14 protein-coding genes are annotated in these 18,446 nt (G+C 57.4%); 7 read left to right on the top strand and 7 right to left on the bottom strand.

All coding sequences use genetic code 11. The annotated features are described in order from the left end of the window. Positions 1–9: 9 nt before the first annotated feature. The 6 genes from Z946_RS0106555 to Z946_RS0106525 all read right to left on the bottom strand — a co-directional run bounded on the left by Z946_RS0106555 (position 10) and on the right by Z946_RS0106525 (position 7,321). Positions 10–768: a sulfite exporter TauE/SafE family protein gene (locus tag Z946_RS0106555; protein ID WP_025054925.1), complete on the bottom strand. Its 759-nt coding sequence runs from the start codon at positions 766–768 to the stop codon at positions 10–12. Further along, positions 761–1,765 (bottom strand): phosphate acetyltransferase, encoded by a 1,005-nt coding sequence (pta, locus tag Z946_RS0106550; RefSeq protein ID WP_025054924.1) that lies wholly within the window; start codon positions 1,763–1,765, stop codon positions 761–763. The genes Z946_RS0106555 and pta overlap by 8 nt, the downstream gene beginning before the upstream one ends. 12 nt (positions 1,766–1,777) lie before the next feature. Next, positions 1,778–3,559, bottom strand: coding sequence for a sulfoacetaldehyde acetyltransferase (xsc, locus tag Z946_RS0106545; RefSeq protein WP_025046070.1), 1,782 nt, complete (start codon positions 3,557–3,559; stop codon positions 1,778–1,780). Positions 3,560–3,648: 89 nt separating this feature from the next. Next, positions 3,649–5,130 carry a MocR-like pyridoxine biosynthesis transcription factor PdxR gene (gene pdxR / locus Z946_RS0106540; RefSeq protein WP_025054923.1) on the bottom strand — a complete coding sequence of 494 codons (1,482 nt, stop codon included), beginning with the start codon at positions 5,128–5,130 and terminating at the stop codon, positions 3,649–3,651. Between the two features lie 386 nt (positions 5,131–5,516). After that, entirely contained in the window at positions 5,517–5,777 is a 261-nt protein-coding gene (locus Z946_RS0106535) for a glycine zipper 2TM domain-containing protein (RefSeq protein WP_025054922.1), read from the bottom strand. Between the two features lie 152 nt (positions 5,778–5,929). After that, on the bottom strand, positions 5,930–7,321 hold the full coding sequence (locus tag Z946_RS0106525) for an aminotransferase family protein (RefSeq protein WP_025054921.1): 1,392 nt from the start codon (positions 7,319–7,321) through the stop codon (positions 5,930–5,932). A 416-nt stretch (positions 7,322–7,737) separates the two neighbouring features. Here Z946_RS0106525 and Z946_RS21025 point away from each other — a divergent pair, with 416 nt between their 5' ends. From Z946_RS21025 to Z946_RS0106505, 4 genes are all read left to right on the top strand, one after another. Next, positions 7,738–9,522 (top strand): M10 family metallopeptidase C-terminal domain-containing protein, encoded by a 1,785-nt coding sequence (locus Z946_RS21025; protein WP_025054920.1) that lies wholly within the window; start codon positions 7,738–7,740, stop codon positions 9,520–9,522. A 330-nt stretch (positions 9,523–9,852) separates the two neighbouring features. Then, on the top strand, positions 9,853–10,854 hold the full coding sequence (locus tag Z946_RS0106515) for a taurine ABC transporter substrate-binding protein (RefSeq protein ID WP_025054919.1): 1,002 nt from the start codon (positions 9,853–9,855) through the stop codon (positions 10,852–10,854). A 108-nt stretch (positions 10,855–10,962) separates the two neighbouring features. Continuing rightward, on the top strand, positions 10,963–11,769 hold the full coding sequence (locus Z946_RS0106510) for a taurine ABC transporter ATP-binding protein (protein WP_025054918.1): 807 nt from the start codon (positions 10,963–10,965) through the stop codon (positions 11,767–11,769). Then, positions 11,766–13,034, top strand: a complete 1,269-nt coding sequence (locus tag Z946_RS0106505) for an ABC transporter permease (protein ID WP_025054917.1) — start codon at positions 11,766–11,768, stop codon at positions 13,032–13,034. Before Z946_RS0106510 ends, Z946_RS0106505 begins: the two co-directional genes overlap by 4 nt. A gap of 101 nt (positions 13,035–13,135) precedes the next feature. On the opposite strand, the gene Z946_RS0106500 is transcribed toward Z946_RS0106505, so the two are convergent. After that, positions 13,136–15,250 carry a DEAD/DEAH box helicase gene (locus tag Z946_RS0106500; RefSeq protein ID WP_025054916.1) on the bottom strand — a complete coding sequence of 705 codons (2,115 nt, stop codon included), beginning with the start codon at positions 15,248–15,250 and terminating at the stop codon, positions 13,136–13,138. A 226-nt stretch (positions 15,251–15,476) separates the two neighbouring features. Between Z946_RS0106500 and Z946_RS0106495 the strand changes: the two genes are divergently transcribed. From Z946_RS0106495 to Z946_RS0106485, 3 genes are all read left to right on the top strand, one after another. After that, positions 15,477–16,001, top strand: coding sequence for a MarR family winged helix-turn-helix transcriptional regulator (locus Z946_RS0106495; RefSeq protein ID WP_025054915.1), 525 nt, complete (start codon positions 15,477–15,479; stop codon positions 15,999–16,001). Between the two features lie 132 nt (positions 16,002–16,133). Next, complete coding sequence (locus Z946_RS0106490) at positions 16,134–16,868, top strand: ImuA family protein (protein ID WP_025054914.1); 735 nt, start codon at positions 16,134–16,136, stop codon at positions 16,866–16,868. Further along, the gene (locus Z946_RS0106485; protein WP_241461307.1) at positions 16,762–18,306 is read left to right on the top strand and encodes a Y-family DNA polymerase; all 1,545 of its coding nucleotides are present in this window, start codon (positions 16,762–16,764) and stop codon (positions 18,304–18,306) included. The genes Z946_RS0106490 and Z946_RS0106485 overlap by 107 nt, the downstream gene beginning before the upstream one ends. Positions 18,307–18,446 lie beyond the last annotated feature (140 nt).

Raw genomic sequence — 18,446 nt, 5'->3', positions numbered from 1 at the left:
TTTCTCAGGTCAGATCATGCTGCGGAGCAGGGAGAATGCCGCCAGCCCGATCAACAGACACAGGCAGAAGGGTTTGTAATAAGGCTCCCAACGGGGATTGAAGAGCTTGGTGCCGAGCCAGACGCCCAGCAGTGTAATTGGCGTAAGCGTAAGGGCAGAGAGCGTAGCGGTATAGGTCATCACGCCAAAAAAGATCAGATAGACCAGTGAGCCGAGGGAGCCGATAAAGAGATAAAGCACCAGCGTTCCGCGCATGGAGCGTGCGCTGTCGTTCTGGCTGAGCACGTAAAGCGCTACAACCATACCGCCCACATGGGCGACGCCCGCCACTATTCCCGCGATAAATCCGGTGATGAGCGTGCCTGCGCGACTGGCCAAGGCCGGAATGTTGACCTTGAGCAGCTGAAGTGCTGCGAGCACCAGAATGATGGCGAGTGCGATTTGCTTGGACGCTTCGACCGGGAGCGTCACCGTCATCCACAAACCCAGCGGCCACCCCAACCAGTTGCCGATCACCAGCAGTGCTGTGCGCGGACGATCCGCATCTTGCCAGCCGCCGCGTGCCATCAGTAGGCTCGCGGCCATTTCCTGAAACCACAATATAGGGATCAACACGATAGGTGCGATAAAGCTTGCCGCCGAGGCCATCACAAGCGCGGACAGCGCAAAGCCCGCAAAGCCGCGCACCAGTCCGGCCACGAACAGGATGCCGAAAAGAAGGATCGTTTGGGAAGGGTTGGTTGGCAGCGCTGACCATATCTCAGTCATTGCCGTTTGCCTGAAGAACCGTGACCGCGATCATGTTGGTCACGTCCTCCGCCGTACAGCCGCGCGACAGATCGTTTGCCGGTTTAGTGAGGCCCTGAAGAATGGGACCGATTGCATCACAGCCACCAATCCGCTGCGCGATCTTATAGCCGATGTTGCCAGCATCAAGATTGGGAAAAATCATCACGTTCGCATGTCCCGCCACGGAGGACTCCGGTGCCTTGGACTTGCCCACCGACGGGACGAAAGCCGCGTCGAATTGCAGCTCTCCATCGGCTGCGAGATCGGGATGACGCTCTTTCAGGATGCTGACCGCATCGCTGACTTTGGTCACATTGGGATGCTTCGCGCTGCCCATGGTCGAGAAGCTGAGCAAAGCGATTTTGGGCGCTTCATCAAGCAATTGGTGGTGCGACGCGGCAGAAGAAGCGGCAATGGCCGCAAGCTCGTCTGCATCGGGGTCAATCACCAGGCCGCAATCGCCAAAGGTCATCGCAGCACGGCCTGACGGATGATTATCCGGTAACGCCATCAGGAAAAAGCTGGAAACAAGCGGCGCATCCTTGGCTTTGCCGATGACCTGCAAGGCGGCACGAACGGTATCGGATGTGGTATGTACAGCGCCGCCAACGGTGCCATCCGCATGACCGTTGCGCACCATCATCGCGGCAAATACCAGCGGATCGCGGGCCTGTTCGGCAGCGAAATCCTCGCGGATACCTTTATGTTTGCGCAAGTCGTAATAGGTTCTGGCGACCTCTTGCGTCATATCGGACGTTGCCGGATCTTCGATGGCGATCAAATCAGCTTCGGTTGCGCCCACCTCTTTCAGAAGGCCGGTCACGATTGTCGCAGAACCGACCAACGTGATACGCGCGATACCTTCACGCACAGCTTCAAGCGCGCCGGCCACGATCCGGGGATCGTGGCCTTCGCTTAGGACGATATGGGCAGGCCGGGACGCCGCGCGGGTGCGTAACTCATGCAGCATTGTCATGGCCTGTCCTTCTTATGCGTTTGCCTGCGGGCGCATGTCGTCTTTGCTGATGCCCGCCACAGACACCGGTTTTTTCATGGCATCGCGGCGGAAAGGCTCGCCCAGTTCCTGATTGAGGATAACCTCAATAAAGGTGGTTACGCCTTCTTTCATCTGCTCTTTCACAGCCGTGTCCAGTGCGATTGTCAGCTGTTCCATGCCGGTAACCTGCACGCCTTTCAGGCCGCAGCCTTTGGCGATCTCGGCATAGTTGACGCCTTCGTTCAGCTCTGTGCCGACAAAGTTATCTTCGAACCACAGGGTCGTGTTCCGCTTTTCGGCGCCCCACTGGTAGTTGCGGAAGATAACCATGGTGATTGCAGGCCAGTCGCCACGGCCACAGGCCGTCATCTCGTTCATCGAGATGCCGAATGCACCGTCTCCGGCAAAGCCGACAACCGGCACATCAGGGCAGCCGATTTTGGCGCCAAGGATAGCGGGCAAGCCGTATCCGCACGGGCCGAACAGACCCGGAGCTAGATATTTGCGGCCTTTCTCGAATGACGGATAGGCGTTGCCGATGGCACAGTTGTTGCCGATGTCAGACGAAATGATCGCATCTTTTGGCAGTGCCGACATGATTGCACGCCATGCCTGACGCGGTGCCATGTGGTCGGGCTTGGCTTTGCGGGCACGCTCGTTCCAATCAATGCCTTCGTCCTCGTCATCCTCGTGATCCATCGACGACAGTTCCTGAGCCCAGCGGGATTTTGTCAGACCAACCAGATCTTTGCGTTCCTGACGCCCCTTGTCACCGGCACCGGCTGACAGGTTCTCCAGCAATTGCTCTGCCACGCGCTTGGCGTCGCCCTGAATTGCCACATCGACCTTTTTAGTCAGACCGATCCGGTCGGAGTTGATGTCGACCTGAATGACTTTGGCTTCGGTTGGCCAGTAGTTGATGCCGTAACCGGGCAGGGTCGAGAACGGGTTCAGGCGGTTGCCGAGCGCAAGCACAACGTCCGCTTTCTGGATGATCTCCATCGCGGCCTTGGACCCGTTATAGCCCAGCGGACCAATTGCCAGCGGGTGCGAGCCGGGGAAGGCGTCATTGTGCTGGTAGTTACAGGCAACCGGCGCATCCAGTGCTTCGGCCAGTTTGGCAGAAGCATCAATGCCGCCGGACAGGATAACGCCCGCACCGTTCAGAATGACTGGGAATTCTGCTTCGGAAAGCAGTTTTGCCGCGTCTTTCACAGCCTGTTCACCGCCCTGTGGGCGCTCAAGCCGGATGATCTGGGGCAGTTCGATGTCGATGACCTGAGTCCAGAAATCGCGCGGCACGTTGATCTGCGCCGGAGCAGAACCGCGCCATGCTTTCTCGATCACACGGTTCAGAACTTCGGCCATGCGGGACGGGTCGCGGACTTCTTCCTGATAGCAAACCATGTCTTCGAACAATTTCATCTGTTCGATTTCCTGGAAACCGCCCTGACCGATCGTCTTGTTCGCGGCCTGTGGTGTGACCAGCAGCATCGGTGTGTGGTTCCAGTATGCCGTCTTGATCGGGGTGACGAAGTTGGTGATGCCGGGACCGTTCTGCGCGATGGCCATGGACATTTTGCCGGAGGCGCGGGTGTAACCGTCCGCGATCATGCCGCCGGATGTTTCATGCGCGCAGTCCCAGAATTTGATGCCAGCCGCTGGAAACAGATCGGAGATGGGCATCATGGCTGAGCCGATGATCCCGAATGCGTTGTCGATGCCGTGCATCTGCAGAACTTTGACGAAGGCCTCTTCGGTGGTCATTTTCATAGCAGCGTTTCCTTAAAATTTCTGGGGAGCGATTCTGTGTTTGCCGCAGAATATGGAGTTCGGCGGATAGGGGTTAGGGCCAGTGAAGGTTAGTAAATAGGGCCAGTGGGTGAGGTTGCGGCGATTTCATCAGCGATAAGATCCACCCCCGCAGAGATCCGCGCGCTCGGGATCGATGAATAGGCGAGGCGGTAGTAGTTGTGGGGCGGTTGCTCACCGGAAAAGAAGGCATGTCCCGGCTCGATCAGAACGCCCTTGGCGCGCAGACGCTGCGCAAGCTCTTCGGTGTCGATGCCCGTTGGTGCGAGCATCCAGAAAGAGGATCCGCCATAAAAGCCACGTCCCGAAATCTCAAGGTTTCTGGCTGCGATTGCCTCTTCCATCACCTTGCGGCGTTCTTGCAGTGCTGCACCCATACGGCGGATAAGCGCATCATAATGCCCCAGCGAGAGGAAATACGCCGCGGTGCGCTGGATATGGCCGGGTGGGTGACGCAGCACAGAGGCGCGCAGCGCACGCGCCTCGCGGATAAAAGGCTCTGATCCGACAAGATAGCCCAGTCGAAGCCCCGGAAACAGGGATTTGGAGAAGCTGCCCACATAGACGACGCGGCCGTCAGTATCGAGCGATTTGAGCGCTGGAGAGGGGGATTTCAAAAACGACATCTCGAATTCGTAGTCGTCTTCGACGATCAATGCGTCCAGATCGCGCGCGCGGTTCAGCAAGGCACGGCGGCGGTTCATGGGCATGGTCGCGTTGGTGGGGCACTGATGGCTTGGCGTAGTAAAAATCACATCGGTCTGCGGTGGGATTGCATCGGGCGGAATGCCGTCCTGATCAACACGCACAGGCGTAACGTGGCAGCGCGATTGGGATAGAATATCGCGCAATGCAGGATAGCAGGGGTCCTCGAGGGCGGCATTGCGGCGTTGCGTCAGCAGCACTTGTGTGGTCAGCCACAAAGCGTTTTGCGCACCAAGCGTAATCAGGATTTGTTCGGGGCGTGCCGTGATGCCACGACGCGGCAGCGTGTGGCGGCCAATGAATTCAATCAGCTGTGGGTCGTCCTGATCGAAGTAGTCAGTGGTGAGGGATGTGAAGTCCTTTTGTCCCAAAGCCTGCAAGGCACAAAGGCGCCAATTGGTGTGATCGAACAGCGTCGGATCCGCTTGACCGTAAATGAATGGGTATCGATATTTCGCCCAATCAAGCGGTTTGGAAAGGGTCGCGGCTCCGCTAAATTTCTGACCGATGGCGCGGGTCCAGTCTACCGCGTCCTGCCTTTCGGGTGTTGCCGAAAAGGCGGGCGGTGATGGCGCATTTTCGGAAACGTAGTAGCCGGAGCGGCCCTTTGAAGCCAGATAATCGTTCGCCAGCAATTCGGTGTAGGCGATGGTGACGGTGATCCTGCTGACACCCAAATGCACTGCCAGTTTACGGGTGGATGGAAGCTTTTCGCGCTTTTTGAACCGACCCGAAAGAATACCCTGCGCGATCATCTGTTGGATCTGCTGCTGCAGCGTGCCATGCGCATCGGGCTTTAGAAAGAAAGTTTCGACGGGCAGGGTCATTTCGGATCCCTATACTGGACTGAAATGGGATTCAATCTGGTATCATAGTTTTGCGATTTAGGCCCATTTAGAGATTTAGACTAGTAGTTACGGCATCAAAAGTAAACAATTATTGAGACTTCGGGTTTCAAAATTATGAGTACAGGCGGGCTCGACTGGGTCTGTAGGCCTTTTGATGAACCCTAAAACTAATGCGTGCTCGGGTGTTCGCCTGATTTAGGGTGGAAAATGTCAGCAATTGGCTCTTGTTTCTAGGTTGCAGCCAAAATGGGGGCTGGGGGTGGCCGCCACAGGTTAAATAAGCAAAGACGAGTGAACCTGTGCCACGAAAAAAGGCTTCCAAATCAATGGAAGCCTTCCTGTATTCACGCACTAGTTAATCCGTATCAGGGGCATGCGGCCGTGTAACGTGATCCGTCTGGGCGCTGATACACGCAAGAACCGGACTGTGTTTTACCGATGTAGCTGCCGGCAGCTGCACCCGCTGCACCGCCAACCAGCGCGCCAACGACCTTGTCGTCATCGCCTGATACTGCGGCACCCGCTGCAGCACCGAGTGCGGCACCTGTCAGGGTGCTTGTTTGCTGATCTGTCGCACATGCGGCGAGGGCTGCGATCATCGGAAGGGCGATCAATAACTTTTTCATGGTAACTCCTGTTGTGGCTGGAAAAGAAACGCAAGCCGCGACAATTTGTTCCAACAACTTTTGGACAGGCGCGGAGGCCAATCAGCAAGAGCACCAAAAAAAACCGCCAGCCTGAAGGCCAGCGGTTTTTCTAAATCATCGTTATGGCTTTGTTAGCCGAACACGCGGCCCAGTGCCCCATCAACAGAGGCAACGATCTGGTCGATGTCATCTTTCGTCGCGATCAACGCAGGAGAGAAACACAGCGTGTTGTTCTTGCCCGGCAGCGAACGGTTGGTGGCACCAATGATTGTACCTTGCGCCATGCAGTCGCCGACAACCTGACCGACCAGTGCTTCTGCGACTGGATCACGTGTATCACGGTCCGCAACCAGTTCCGCCCCAAGGAATAGACCCTTGCCGCGTACCTGACCGATAACGGCGTGTTTATCGGCCAGTGCGTTCAACTGGTCGAGCATGTAGTGCCCCATATCGGTGGTATTTTGCAGCAGGTTCTCTTCTTCGATGATGCGCATGTTCTCGATGCCGGCGGCTGGGCCAGCAGTGCAACCGCCGAATGTCGAAATGTCGCGGAAGTAGCTCATGTGATCTGCGGTGTCTTCCTTGAACATATTGAACACCTCTTCGGTGGTCACCAGACAAGAGATGGCCGCGTAACCAGATGCGACCCCTTTGGCCATCGTCACCATGTCAGGTTTCACGCCGTATTGCTGATACCCGAACCACGTCCCGGTGCGGCCCACGCCACAGACGACCTCATCGATGTGAAGCAGAATGTCGTACTTTTTGCAGATTTCCTGCACGCGGCCCCAGTAGCCATCGGGGGGCGTGATGACGCCGCCGCCTGCGGTGACGGGCTCAAGGCAAAGTGCGCCTACTGTATCGGGGCCTTCCCGCAGGATGACCGCTTCGATCTGGTCGGCCGCCCAAACGCCGTAGTTTTCAACTGGTGCGCCGTCCTGCTCATGCTTGCGGTACTCAAGGCAGTGGGGGACGCGGATGAAGCCTTCGGGGAAGGGACCGTATTGCGCATTGCGCTCGTCTTGCCCGCCTGCGGCCATCGTGCCGATGGTGCCGCCGTGGTAGTCGCGGTCGCGGTAAAGGATCTTGTGCTTTTTGCCACCATAACGCTTGTGCGCGATCTGGCGGACCATCTTGAAGCCCTTCTCGTTCGCTTCGGAACCGGAGGAGGCGTAATAGACGCGGGACATGCCGGGCATCTTGTCGATCAGCATTTCGGCGAAGTTGGAACCGGGGATGGACCCTGCGGAGCCTGCAAAGAAGTTGAGCTTGACCAGCTGGTCGCGCACGGCATCGGCGATACGTTCGCGGCCGTAGCCCACGTTGACCGTCCAGACGCCACCGGAAACAGCATCGATATGTTCTTTTCCCTTTTGATCCCAGACGCGCATGCCCTTGCCTTCCACAATGATGCGGGGGTCGACGGTTTCATACTGTTTATGCTGGCTCAGGTGGTGCCAGATGTGCGCGCGGTCAGCCTCGACAACGCGAGAGATGTCATTTTCGTTGAAATTGCCGTCCATTGTCAGACCTTTCCATAGGTTGAATGCGCGAAATCGCGTTTGGGATACAGGATGTACCATCACCACTGCTGGACATTTGAAGAATCAAGTAGGGCCAGAGTTCGTCTAAGCGTATCGCCAGATTTCAGAGCTGTCTAATGTTCTCGGGCAGTTACGTGTTGGCGGGACAGATCGAAAATTAAATTGCTGTACCAGTTCGCTTCATTTTTAACCGATGGCCATTGAAACGCCGGTTTCGGGTGAAAGGACTATCTGGCTGGCGTTGCGTGAAGCACTGCGGTTATTCTTGAAAAGACGGCCCTTTCAAATGGCCGTGATAGCGGGGTTTCGGAAGCGCAACTTCAGTAAACTGGTTTAAAGATTGAGCAGATGAGTGGGCAGTTTTGTTCGCCGTCGCGTTTGCAAAGGAAGACGACATGATCCCCGCTAACTCCCCGTTGGTGCGCGCCCTATCTCCCTATAGCCTTAGTGATCCAGTTGTCGGCTCAACGGTGACCTTTTCGTTCGAGCGTGCTGGCTCGATTATCGACACAAGAGAATTTACCGGTGGGAACAGCCGGACAATCGACTGGACCAATGCCGAAAAGAATGTGGTGCGTGATACGTTCGACTATATCGAAACTATTGTCGATCTTGAGTTTGACGAACGATCTTTCGGTTCTTCGACGATCGAGTTTTGGCAGGTGTCGACGCTGGCCGGTGGGGCGACAGGTTTTGCCGAGCCGACGGGCGTCGGGCAGTCATTGATCGTATTGCCGACTGACTACATTTTTCCGATTTCATACGGATATGACAACGTTACAGTTATACACGAGATCGGCCATGCCCTGGGGTTGAGCCATCCCTTTGACGGCGACGCGCGGTTACCGGGCGTTGTATCGCCCTACGATTTTGGCGCCCATGATGTGAATTCCGAACTGGCCACCCGGATGTCCTATATACCGGGATACACTGCGACCTATCCCGAGCTTGATATATACGGTGAACCCTACAGTTTTGGCGCGGTAGACATCGCAGCGCTGCAACTCTTGTACGGGGCTAACACCTCTACCGGTCTGGGCAACACGACCTACACCGGCCGCGCGGGGGAATTGATTACAATCTGGGATAATGGCGGCACAGACACGATCGATTTCTCGCGCGCGATCGATAAGGTCTACATCGACCTACGGGCAGCCACGCTCGAAGACGTGCCGGACGGTGGTGGGTATCTGTCTTTCATTGATATCGCCGACGGAACAATTGCTGACGGTGGCTATACGATTGCGTACGGTGTTGAGATCGAAAATGCCTTTGGTGGCGCGGGGCATGATCGCCTTGGCGGAAATGTGGTTGGAAATGCTTTCACTGGCGGCAAAGGGAATGACCGTATCGATGGGCGCGCTGGCTTTGATACGGCCCGCTATTCGGGTGACAAAGACAGCTACACGCTCAAGCTAAGTGCGCAGGGCACTACATTGGCAGATCGCCGTGCTGACCGTGATGGCACCGACACCTTGATTAGTATTGAGGCCCTTGAGTTCGGCGGCGCGGAAGATGCATTTGAATTGGCCAGGTTCAACGGCGCGAGCACTCTGACACAGGCGCAACTTGATAGTGTGATCGAGCTTTATATCGCCTACTTCAACCGCGCTCCCGCATCGACGGGCTTTAACTACTGGGCGACTGAACTTTCCAAAGGCTATTCACTACCCGAAATGGCGGCGAGCTTTTTCGTGCAGCCGGAAACGCAGCGTACTTATGCCGAGCTTTTCCGCGCGGACGGCTCGCTTAACGATGTGACCGGATTTGTAAAAGCGGCCTTTGTAAATGTGCTGGGCCGCGAGGCGCGACCCGAAGGGCTGTCTTATTGGGTTAATGAGCTTGAGAACAATTCTGAAATTACGCCGCCGATCTTCATTCTTGCTCTCATCAACGGAGCCAAAGCATCAACGGGATCCGGAAACGGCATAACCGCAGACCAGCAGTATCTCGCGATCAAGGCGGACATCGGTCTTTATTACGCGGGTATCAAAGGGCTGTCTGATGCTCAGAACGCAGCAGAGGTGATGGCTCAGTTTGATGGCACTTCTCAAAGCGTACTGGCAGCTAAGTCTATGACCGACGACCTTTATGCTGACGCCCTGGATGCGCAAAGTGGCGAATTCCTGTTCCAGCTTGTCGGGGTGGTCGATGATCCGTTCGCCAGCTTCATCGGCTAGCGCTCCGGTTTGCAGCCGGTTTTCCGCTTTTACGGCTAAACTGGACTCATGCAGGCAGACCAAGTGGCAGTTTATTTAATGGTCAGAAGCAACTGTTTTGATCATCGTATGTCATCGTGCTTGTAATGAGTGCCACAGCTTCCGACTTCCTCCAAATTGGGGCGGAAATGGTTGCTCTATTATCTCAGACGCGACATGGTGAATGCGGATGTCTGTCGTGAGGGCGTTGATATTGAGATTCGACGTATCAGTTTTGCACCTGGCCGAATGCCAGACCCTAAAAATAGCGTCCCGCAAAAAGGGCCGATACATGATCAAAGGGAGAACACAATGATCAAGAAGACAACAACAGGATTTGTTGCCGCTGCTGTGATGGCGATGACAGGTCAGGCTGCTTTTGCAGACGGCCACGGCGAAATTACCGTAGGATATTTCCTTGAGTGGCCAATGCCATTCCTCGCAGCCAAAGCTGACGGTTCTTATGACGAAGCGCTGGGCATGAAAGTGAACTGGGTTTCCTTCGAAACGGGTACAGCAATGTCCGCGGCGATGGCATCGGGCGACGTGCAGCTCTCCGTTTCACAGGGTGTCCCACCGTTCGTTGTGGCAACGTCAGGTGGCCAGGACCTTCAGATCGTTGATGTAGCCGTGTCTTATTCCGACAACGACAATTGCGTTGTTCGCTCCGAGCTTGAGATCGACAAAGATTCTGCCGGTGAACTGGCAGGCAAGAAGGTTGCCGTGCCATTGGGTACGGCGGCGCACTACGGCTTCCTGCGTCAAATGGATCACTTCGGTGTTGATCTGGCCTCGCTTCAGATCGTTGACATGGCGCCACCAGAAGGGGCGGCTGCGCTGTCACAAGGCGCTGTTGATTTCGCCTGCGGTTGGGGCGGTGGTCTGAGCCGGATGAAAGAATACGGTAACATCCTGCTGACCGGTGCTGAAAAGCAAGAACTGGGTATCTTGGTGTTTGACGTCACATCCGCACCTGCGTCCTATATTGCCGAGAACGGCGACACGGTTGCCAAGTTCGTAAAGGTAACGGCAGATGCCAACGCCGAGTGGGCCGCTAACAAGAGCGACGAAATGCTCGCCGTGATTGCAGAGCAGTCCGGTATGGACGTCGAAGCGGCGGGCGCATCTATCTCCGGTTTTGTATTCCCAACAATCGAAGAGCAGCTTTCATCCGCATGGTTTGGTGGCAACGCAGCCCCCTTCATGAAGGGTGTGGCGGACGTGTTTGTTGAATCGGGTTCCATCGATTCTGCTCTCGACAGCTATGAGGGGACTGTGAACACAGGCCCGCTTGAAGCTGCCAAAGGCATGTAAGACGACTGTGGCGCGGCCTGATAAGGGCCGCGCCATCACTACAATGATGACCAGAGGCGGGGAAAACCCTGCCCTTATGACCCTGACAGGGGCGGGATGGCGGAAAATATGACCGGACTCTCCATTGATAAACTTTCCATGCGTTTCGATCTGCCAGACGGCGGTGCGGTCCAAGCGTTGCAGGATGTGTCGATTGATCTGAAAGCAGGCGAATTGCTAAGCGTGCTGGGGCCATCGGGCTGTGGCAAGACTACGTTGCTGAACATCGTGGCTGGCTTTCTGGCGCCGACGTCCGGTGTGATGACGCTGAATGGGCACACAATCACCGGACCGGATGCCGAACGCGGTATGGTGTTCCAGCAAGGCGCGCTGTTCGAATGGATGAGCGTCCGCGAGAATGTAGGTTTTGGCCCGTCAATGAAGGGCATGCCGAAGAACAACAAGAAAGAGATCGTCGATCACCTGCTTGATGTGGTGGGATTGCAGGATTTCAAAGAGAAAGCCGTCTATGAATTGTCCGGCGGGATGCAGCAGCGTGTAGCACTTGCCCGCTGTCTGGCAAATGACCCGGATGTCATCTTGATGGATGAACCGCTGGGCGCGCTTGACGCGTTGACCCGCGAAAAGATGCAAAGCCTCGTGCTCAAACTCTGGAAAGAGACAGGTAAGACGATCATTCTGATTACCCACTCTGTAGAGGAAGCGCTGCTGCTGGGTGAACGTCTGATCGTGATGGCCCCGCGACCGGGCCGCATTCACAAAGAATACCACCTGCCCTTTGCCGAACTGGGCGTAGGGGCGGACCTTCGTGAGGTCAAAAAGCATCCAGAATTCGGGCCGCGCCGTGAGGAAATCCTCAACATGATCTGGGATATGGAAGAAGAGATTATGGGCACCAAGGAGGATGCGGCATGATCCCTCTGCTGATGTATATCGCGATCTTTGTTGTCGCGTTCTTCCTTGTTACGAAGGTGGTACAGGGTGCTGGCACCCGCGATTACACGTCGCTCAAAACCGTGACTTTCGGCGATGAAAGTGCCGTTCGCCCCAATCGTGCCGCGGGAATTATTTCGATCCTGACTATTTTCCTGATGTGGGGCGTCTTTACCGGTTCCAAATTGCTGCCGGAGTTCCTGCATGCACCTGGACCATTTGAGGGCACGACCAGCTTTACCTACACAGCGCAGGCCGAAGGGCAGGGGCCCGACGATGCAACAGTAACGGTGCTGGTACATCCGCGCGGGCAGCCTCAGGATGCGCCCGAAGTTGAAGCCGGTGATGGATTTGCCAAAAACGATTCCGTGGCAATCGCGCAGTGGCGCACCGGCTTGGTGAATGTCGACAGAAATGATGATATCACCAAAAAGGATGGCGCAAAGGTTATCGCCATTGATGGCAAGAAGATTGCGCCGGGCCAAAGCGTGCAGACTGCAGACGGAACAGTCACACTATCGGACAAAGGCACGCCAAACTTTGCCCCCCGAAAGGGCTGGCAGATGGAGCCGCTTTACCTGCCCGCACCGGAGGAAGTCTGGACGCGTACGTTGCAAATTGCATCCGAGGGTTTCCGGAATTTCACGCTGCTTGAGCATCTGGGATTCTCGTTGTTCCGAGTCGTTGTCGGTTTCCTTTTGGGTGCAATCGTTGGCATCCCGCTGGGATATGCGATGGGATTGAGCAATTGGTTCCGGGGTTGGTTTGACCCGATTGTTGAGTTTATGCGTCCTGTGCCGCCGCTGGCATTGATCCCCTTGGTGATCATCTGGGCCGGTATCGGAGAGGCGGGTAAGATTATCCTGCTGTTCCTTGCGGCGCTTTGGATCATGGCGATTGCTGCGCGTTCTGGTGTGTCCGGCGTCAAAATCTCCAAGGTGCATGCGGCCTATTCTTTGGGTGCAAGCAAATGGCAGATCATGCGCTACGTAATCATTCCCAACTCGCTGCCCGAGATTTTCACCGGTGCGCGTGTGGCGATGGGTGTTTGTTGGGGCACAGTGGTTGCGGCAGAGCTTGTCGCGGCGGAACAGGGTGCCGGTATGATGATCATGACCGCATCGAAGTTCCAGAATACCGACATCGTAATTATGGGTATCATTCTGATCGGTGTAATCGGCTTTGGTATCGATATGCTGATGCGGGCGGCGGAGAAGTTCCTCGTGCCTTGGAAGGGTAAAGGGTAGTCATCAGCCTTTGGGGCTCAGACCTTGGGGTTTTACCCCGCATAAAAAAGAACGCCGGGATAATATCCCGGCGTTCTTTCTTCATGACTGTGAACGTCTTCTTACTTGTCGCGCCGTGGCGTGGTGGCACCACCTTTATTCTTTGGCTTGCCGATCTTGTTTGGGGGCGTAAAGCGCTTTGAAGGGTCGCCCGCGCGCTTGTAGGTCTTGGCCCCACCTGAGTTTTCCTCACGTGATTTGAACGGTTTACCGCCTTTGGGCTTGCCATCTTTACCCGCCCGCGGTGCGTCTGCCTTAGGTCCGTCCTTCTTCCAAACAGCCTTTGACTTCGGTCGCCCGCCTTCCTCACCATTGGATTTCGGTTTCGGTTTTGCGCCGGGCTTCATCGGAGACCGCTCGGTTTTGTGGGACTTCGGAGGGCGTTCCCCTTTGGGTTTGTCGGCATGCTTGTGCTTTGGCTTGTCGAATTTTGGTTTGTCCGACTTGGGCTTTTCAAAGCGTGCCTCGGCAGCGGGCGATTCGGTCCGCGCAGGGCGCGACCTTGCCGGAGCGGATGGTGCATCAGGATCATAGGCCGGCCTGCGGTGCGGTTTGCCGCCGGGTTTGGGCCCACGGTTGCCGCCTGGTTTTGGTCCGCGTGGCAAATCGGGTGCCTTGTCCAGACGGGTCACGATTGTGTCGTCCTCAATCACTCTGTCAGGGCCCAGCGCGTTCATGAACTTGTCTGCCGAAGAGGCAAGGATTTCGACAAAGCTGTGATCTTGCTGCACTCGAATAGCGCCTACGTCGTCCTTGGTCAGGTCGCCTTTGTTGCAAACCATCGGCAACAGGGTGCGCGGTTCGGCACCATCGTTGCGGCCTGTCGAGACGGAGAACCAGACCGACGGCCCGAAGCTTGGGCGCGGACGCTCGTCCTTGGAACCGGGATCCGTCAGATCTTCCGGAGCAGACGCGCGCGCGCGGTAGAGATTGACAAACGCGGTCGCCAACTGCTCTGGCGTGAATTTTTCGGTCAGGGAGGCCACAAAGCCTGCTGCATCTTCAGGGGCCGGATTGGACCATGCCGGATCGGACAGCAGGCGCGCTTCATCTGCGGCCATAACTTCGGTTGCCGAAGGCGCAGCATCCCATGTGGCGCTCAATTTGGCCCAGCCCAGCAGGCGGTTTGCCTTGGTCTTCATCTTGGGTGGCACGATCAGGGCGGACACGCCTTTACGACCGGCACGACCTGTACGGCCGGAACGGTGCAGCAATGTGTCGGCATTTGATGGCAGATCGGCGTGGATCACCAGCTCGAGGTTTGGCAGGTCGATACCGCGTGCGGCCACATCGGTGGCGATACATACGCGGGCGCGACCATCGCGCAGGGCTTGCAGTGCGTTGGTACGTTCCTGCTGGCTCAACTCGCCCGACAGGGCAACAACAGAAAAACCGCGGTTGGTGAATTTGGTGGTCAGACGCGCGACAGCGGCACGTGTGTTGCAGAATACGATGGCGTTCTTGGCTTCATAGAACCGCAGCACGTTGATAATGGCGTTCTCTGTATCACGCGGATGCACATTCAGCGCACGGTATTCGATATCAGCATGTTGCTTGGCTTCGCCAACGGTGGCGATACGCTGGGCATCACGCTGGTAAGACTTGGCAAGCTTGGCAATCGCGGCAGGCACGGTGGCAGAGAACAAGAGGGTCCGGCGATCTTCGGGCGCTTCATCAAGGATGAATTCCAGCTCTTCGCGGAACCCCATGTCCAGCATTTCGTCCGCTTCGTCGAGGATCACTGCGCGCAGTTCGCTCAGGTCGATGTTGCTGCGTTTGATGTGATCGCAAAGCCGCCCGGGGGTAGCCACGACAATATGTGCGCCACGATCCAGTGCGCGGCGCTCGGTCCGCTGGTCCATGCCGCCTACGCAGGTGGTCACGACAGCACCGGCCTGTGCATAAAGCCAGCTCAGCTCGCGGGCGACCTGCATGGCCAGCTCACGTGTGGGTGCGATGACCAGCGCGAGGGGCGAAGAGGCGGGTCCGAAACGTTCGTCTGTTCCAAGAAGTGTCGGTGCGATAGCAAGGCCGAATGCAACTGTCTTGCCCGAACCGGTCTGCGCCGAGACAAGCAGGTCCTGATCCGTCAATTCGGGATCGGTCACTGCCTCCTGAACGGCGGTCAATGTTTCATAGCCTTGTGCGGCAAGCGCATCTGCGATTGTTTTAATCACTTGGGGTCGTCCTGTTCTGAGGGGGCCATGCGCAAAGGGCAGGCAGCCTCAGGCCGAGAGCCGAGGCATTGGGATGGGCTGCCTCTAGTGGGTTTGGTCAGGATTGTACATCGTTTGTTTTCACGCGCCGTTTCCTGCGGTCCTATGCAATACACGTCTGGGAATTTAATCCATGGATTTTTTCCACTAGTGGATGTAAGATTTCGGATGATTACGGGAGGTTGGTATGAATGGTGGACTAGACGAGAGTTTTGATGGAACCCAGCCGGTGGCCCGCCATCCAAAGGCAGTCTCGATCGAAGACGTTATTACCTTCCGGTTGCAGCGCATGGTGTCCATCGGGGAACGTGCAGGTCACCACTGGTCTGAGCGGTTGTTTGATCTGAGCCTCAATGAATGGCGGCTTCTGGCGCTGGTAAAGTCACGCGCACCCTGCCGTGCAGGGGATATGGCGGACCTTCTGCTGATGGATAAAAGCCAGACAAGTCGGGTAATTAAGGCTCTTTTGAGCAAAGAGCTTATCAAGAACATGCCCGATCCGCTTGATGGCCGCGCCATCTCTTTGCACACGACCGAAGCCGGGGACACGTTGTATGCCCGCATCTTCAACGAAGTTCTGAAAAGTAACGAACGTGTGCTGTCTCCGCTGAGCCCCGAGGAAGTGCAGACCTTCAATGCGATGCTTGAAAGATTGATAGAGCATTCCGAGAACCTGCTTGAAGCACGGCTTGGGCGCGATCTGGTTCGGTAACGCGACGCCAAGCGGCGTTATGGCTGGTTGATCCACCGGAAAATTTGAACGACATGTGCGGCTGTGCTGGAAATGCGTGACATGCTGCGCTATCTTCACAAATAGAACAAAACATGAACAATGGAGGGATGCATGACAACCGATTCCATCATAGGCGATTCTCCCTTGGGGCAGGTGATATCCCTGTCCTCCAAGCGTCTGGTGCAGGACGTGCCGCGCCCGGACGGGGGCGATGCGGTGTTGCGCGATGTCGTGTCTGCGGCCCCTTTCGACGGGGCTTTGACCGGGTTTGTGCTGTCTTGTCTGCCCGACAGCGATGCCCCGGTGCTGTGGGTCAGCGACCGGATGGCGCGGCAGGAAAACGGACGGCTTTATGGTCCTGCGTTGCGTCAGTTCGGGTTCAAAGGACAAGTGCTGCGCGTCGAGGTCAGCCATCCGCGCGATGTGCTTTGGGCGATGGAAGAGGGTGCGGCCTGTGCAGGTCTGTCGGCCATTGTGGGCGAGATACACGGCGCACCCGAAGTGCTCAGCTTCACGGCGACCAAGCGGTTGGCGCTGAGGTCAGAGCAATCGGGCGTGCCGGTCTGGCTTATCCGGTCGGGCGATCACGGGGCGCTGAGTGCCGCGCGCGAACGGTGGCGGATATCCTCGCTGCCCTCGGACGTGCATCCATGGAACCGTGCGGCACCCGGCACACCGGTCTGGGAAGCCGAACTGTTTCGCGCACGCGGGCGTGCGCCCGGTGTGTGGGAGGCCCGGCATGAGCCTGCAACCGGAGGGCGCGCGCATCGTCTCGGTCTGCTTTCCCGATCTGGCGATGGACCGGTGGCGCAGGATCGTGCGCCAGCAGCGGACTTTGCCCGGTGACGATGTTCCGGTGGTGTTGGCGGTGCAGGGCACGCATGGGCCTGTTGTGCACGCCATGAGCGCCGAAGCTGTGCAGCGGGGTGTATTGACGGGCGCACGTGTGGTGGATGTGCAGGCGATCCACCCCGATCTGCATGTGGAACAGGCGCAGGTCGAGGGTGACCGGAAGCTGCTGGACCGCGTGGCGACATGGGCACGGCGCTGGTGTCCCTGGACGGTGCGCGACGGTTTGAACGGTATTTTGCTCGATATCACTGGCGCGGCGCATCTTTTCGGTGGCGAGGCGCGAATGCTGCATGACATGGGTACGCGGTTCAAGATGCAGGGATTGTCGGCGCGGTTGGCGGTAGCCCCGACACGCGGTGCGGCGCAGATGCTGGCGCGATACGGCGGTGGCGGTGTGATTTGCGGACCGGAAGATGTCGAGGTGGCGGTGGCCCCGCTGCCGGTAGAGGCGTTGCGGATCGGGGAGGATACGGTACGCCTGTTGCAGCGGTTGGGGCTCAAGACGATCGGCCGTCTGATGGAGGTACCGCGTGTGGCCTTGATGCGGCGGTTTGACCGGATGGCAGCGGATGCGAACCCGCTTGTTTTGCTGGACCGTGCATTGGGGCGGTTGGGTGATCCGCTGAATGCGCCCAAGGACGGGCAGCGCTGGATGGCGCGGACGCGCTTGCCGGAACCGGTGATTGACCCGGTGCCGCATCTGGAGGGGCTGGCAGTGGACCTGTGCCGCCAGTTGGCGCGCGCGGAACTGGGGGCGCGGCGGTTGCGGCTGACGATATACCGTGTGGATGGGGAATGGCGGAGCCGCGATGTGGCGCTGGCCTCTGCCAGCCGTGAAGCCGCGCATCTGGTGCGTTTGATGGCGGGCAAACTGGACGGGATCGATCCGGGTTTCGGTTTTGATCTGCTGACGTTGGAGGCGTTGGTGGCGGAACCATTGGCCCTGCATCAGGATCATCTGGACGGTGCGCGCGATGCGGGCCGTGATGTGGCGGCGTTGCTGGACCGGCTGACCGCGAAACTGGGGCCGGAGAAAGTAACATGGTCGGCGTGGTGTCAAAGCCATGTGCCTGAAAGGGTTGAGGGTCGCGTGCCCGCGTTGGCAGGAGATGCGAAAGAGGGTCCTGTTTTGCTCAAGGAGCGGCCTTTGCGTCTGTTGGAGCCGGCGGAGGAGATTGCGGTGCTTTATGCTGTGCCCGAAGGCCCGCCTGCGCGGTTTCGCTGGCGGCGGGTGACATATCTCACGGCACGGTTCGAAGGACCGGAACGCATTGCGCCGGAGTGGTGGCGCGACAGACCCGGCACAAGGCTGCGGGATTATTACAAGGTGGAAGCCAAAGACGGACGGCGGTTCTGGATTTTCCGTGAGGGGATATTGGGCGACGGGCGCGGCGGCGATCCGCGATGGTTCGTACAGGGGATTTTTGCGTGAGCGTCGGGACGACATGCGTGCTGGCGCACGACATCCCGCCCGCCTTCCCGAATGATTGTGGATGTTCCGGCTTTCCCGCCCGTGGGCAGCACGGGCAGCCCCGGCCAGGATCGGTGCCGCCTTATTATCTTTCATGACCT

It is taken from the genome of Sulfitobacter noctilucicola (assembly GCF_000622385.1).
In the GTDB taxonomy this organism is placed as follows: domain Bacteria; phylum Pseudomonadota; class Alphaproteobacteria; order Rhodobacterales; family Rhodobacteraceae; genus Sulfitobacter; species Sulfitobacter noctilucicola.
The sequence above is the reverse complement of the archived record's forward strand: the minus strand, read 5'-3'. Positions and strand labels throughout refer to the sequence as shown.